The 3,313-nt window shown below is 51.8% G+C and carries 1 tRNA gene and 2 rRNA genes; all 3 read right to left on the bottom strand.

The features are described 5' to 3' along the window. Positions 1-3: 3 nt before the first annotated feature. Positions 4-80 (bottom strand) — tRNA-Met (locus TW80_RS15760). A 69-nt stretch (positions 81-149) separates the two neighbouring features. Next, positions 150-264 (bottom strand): 5S ribosomal RNA (rrf, locus tag TW80_RS15755). Positions 265-389: 125 nt separating this feature from the next. Continuing rightward, positions 390-3,222: ribosomal RNA gene (locus TW80_RS15750) — 23S ribosomal RNA — on the bottom strand. Positions 3,223-3,313: the final 91 nt, after the last annotated feature.

Raw genomic sequence — 3,313 nt, 5'->3', positions numbered from 1 at the left:
TTTTGGTTGCGGGAGTAGGATTTGAACCTACGACCTTCAGGTTATGAGCCTGACGAGCTACCGGGCTGCTCCATCCCGCGGCACTGGCCTCGTTTATGTTTGAGGCGTTTGAATGAGTATCGTTCGGAGAGAATTGTGTTTCTTATTAGGTTTGGCAATGACTTACTCTCCCACGCCTTAAGACGCAGTACCATCAGCGCAGCGGCACTTAACTGCCGAGTTCGGGATGGGATCGGGTGTTTTGCTCGCGCTATAATCACCAAACCAAAAAAGAAACACCGGCGCGGCCTAGGGCTGCGCCGAGAACATCAGGTTTTTGTTCTAAGTTCATCGTATACTGATGATAGTGTGTGTATGTATTTGATTGATCAGTCTTGTTATTACTGGATCAAATCAAGCCTATCGAGCCATTAGTACCAGTCAACTGAACGTGTCACCACGCTTACATCTCTGGCCTATCGACGAAGTGGTCTACTTCGGCTCTCAGGGATACCTTGTTTTGAGGGGGGCTTCCCGCTTAGATGCCTTCAGCGGTTATCCTGTCCGATCATAGCTACCCAGCACTGCCGTTGGCACGACAACTGGTCCACCAGTGGATCGTTCACCCCGGTCCTCTCGTACTAGGGGCAACTCCTCTCAAGTATCCTACACCCACGGAAGATAGGGACCGAACTGTCTCACGACGTTCTAAACCCAGCTCACGTACCTCTTTAAACGGCGAACAGCCGTACCCTTGGGACCTGCTCCAGCCCCAGGATGAGATGAGCCGACATCGAGGTGCCAAACGGTGCCGTCGATATGGACTCTTGGGCACCATCAGCCTGTTATCCCCAGCGTACCTTTTATCCGTTGAGCGATGGCCCTTCCACTCGGGACCACCGGATCACTATGGCCGTCTTTCGACTCTGCTCGACTTGTCAGTCTCGCAGTCAGGCTGGCTTCTGCCATTGCACTCAACGAGCGATTTCCGACCGCTCTGAGCCAACCTTCGCGCGCCTCCGTTACAATTTGGGAGGCGACCGCCCCAGTCAAACTACCCACCACGCAGGGTCCCGGACCCGGATAACGGGCCGCGGTTAGACATCAAGCAGAATAAGGGTGGTATCTCAAGGGAGGCTCCACCGAGACTAGCGTCCCGGTTTCAAAGCCTACCACCTATCCTGCACATACTGTGCCTGATGCCAATGCGAAGCTATAGTAAAGGTGCATGGGGTCTTTCCGTCTAACCGCGGGTATCCTGCATCTTGACAGGAAATTCAATTTCGCTGAGTCCACATTTGAGACAGCGGGGAAGTCGTTACGCCATTCGTGCAGGTCGGAACTTACCCGACAAGGAATTTCGCTACCTTAGGACCGTTATAGTTACGGCCGCCGTTTACCTGGGCTTCAATTCGGAGCTTGCACTCCTCCTTTTAACCTTCAGGCACCGGGCAGGCGTCAGACCCTATACGTCGTCTTGCGACTTCGCAGAGCCCTGTGTTTTTAGTAAACAGTCGCCACCCCCTGGTTTGTGCCCCCGCCCAAAAGTTGCCTTCTGAACGGGCCTCCTTCTCGCGAACTTACGGAGGTATTTTGCCGAGTTCCTTAAATGTGGTTCTCTCAAGCGCCTTGGTATTCTCTACCAGTCCACCTGTGTCGGTTTAGGGTACGATCTTAAAGGAGGGCTATTTCCAGGAACCTCTCAGCAGCCCATTCAATCCGATAAGGATGAACTACCTTCGAGATCCGTCACCACTCCATGGCCCAGGAATATTAACCTGGTTCCCATCGACTACGCCTTTCGGCCTCGCCTTAGGGGTCGGCTTACCCTGCTCAGATTAGCTTTAAGCAGGAACCCTTGGACTTTCGGCGAGAGGGTCTCTCACCCTCTTTGTCGCTACTCATGTCATCATTCTCACTAGTGATCTCTCCACCGGATCCCTCACAGGCCGGCTTCACAGAAAACTCCGCGTCTCCAAGACTTCCGAGGAAGTTAAGGAGACATGGAGTTACGTCACACTACGCTCTGCTACCATGCGATAAATCGCATCCTAGACTTCGGCTCATGGCTTGAGCCCCGTTACATCTTCGCCGCAGGACAACTTATTTAGACCAGTGAGCTGTTACGCTATCTTTAAAGGATGGCTGCTTCTAAGCCAACCTCCTGGTTGTTTTGGTCGTCCCACCTGCTTTCCCACTTAGCCATGAATTAGGGGCCTTAGTCGTAGGTCAGGGTTGTTTCCCTCTCCACAACGGACGTTAGCACCCGCTGTGTGTCTGCCGGATATTACTCCTCGGTATTCGGAGTTTGATTAGGATCAGTAAGGCTGTGGGCCCCCATTACCCATTCAGTGCTCTACCCCCGAGGGTATTCGTCCGACGCTCTACCTAAATAGATTTCGCAGAGAACCAGCTATCTCCGAGTTTGATTGGCCTTTCACCCCTAGGCACACCTCATCCCGACCTTTTTCAACAGGTGTGGGTTCGGACCTCCAGTAAGTGTTACCTTACCTTCATCCTGGACATGCCTAGATCACTCGGTTTCGGGTCTGATCCACCGAACTCATGCGCCCTATTCAGACTCGCTTTCGCTGCGCCTACACCTAACGGCTTAAGCTTGCTCGGTAGACCAAGTCGATGACCCATTATACAAAAGGTACGCTGTCAGATCTCAAGGATCCTCCAACTGATTGTAGGCGTTCGGTTTCAGGTACTGTTTCACTCCCCTCGTCGGGGTGCTTTTCACCTTTCCCTCACGGTACTGGTTCGCTATCGGTCAGTAAGGAGTACTTAGCCTTCGAAGGTGGTCCTCCGATGTTCAGACAGAATTTCACGTGTTCCGCCCTACTTAATACGTCCTATCATGCTTCTTATACGGGACTGTCACCCACTATGGTTGGCCATTCCAGACCATTCTAATCACACTCAAGGCTCGGCTGGTCCCCGTTCGCTCGCCGCTACTAGGGGAGTATCTATTGATTTCCTTTCCTCCGGGTACTTAGATGTTTCAGTTCCCCGGGTTTGCTTTTGTAAACCTATGTATTCAGTCTACAAATACCTGTTTTACCTCATTATTAGCTGCCCTTACGGGCAATAATAACAAAGTATCAGGTGGGTTGCCCCATTCAGAAATCCATGGATCAAAGCTTATTCTCAGCTCCCCATGGCTTATCGCAGAGTATCACGTCTTTCATCGCCTCTTACTGCCAAGGCATCCACCAAACGCCCTTTTCGCGCTTGATTTGATCCAGAAAAAGCAAGACTTCTTCTGCGGTCAGGCCCTTTTGTGTAAACCTGACCATTAATCAAAATGCATACATTGCAGTGCTTGCCG

The organism is Loktanella sp. S4079 (assembly GCF_000967725.1).
Classification (GTDB): domain Bacteria; phylum Pseudomonadota; class Alphaproteobacteria; order Rhodobacterales; family Rhodobacteraceae; genus Yoonia.
Note: the sequence above shows the minus strand (reverse complement) of the source record. Positions and strands in the feature narration are given on the sequence as shown.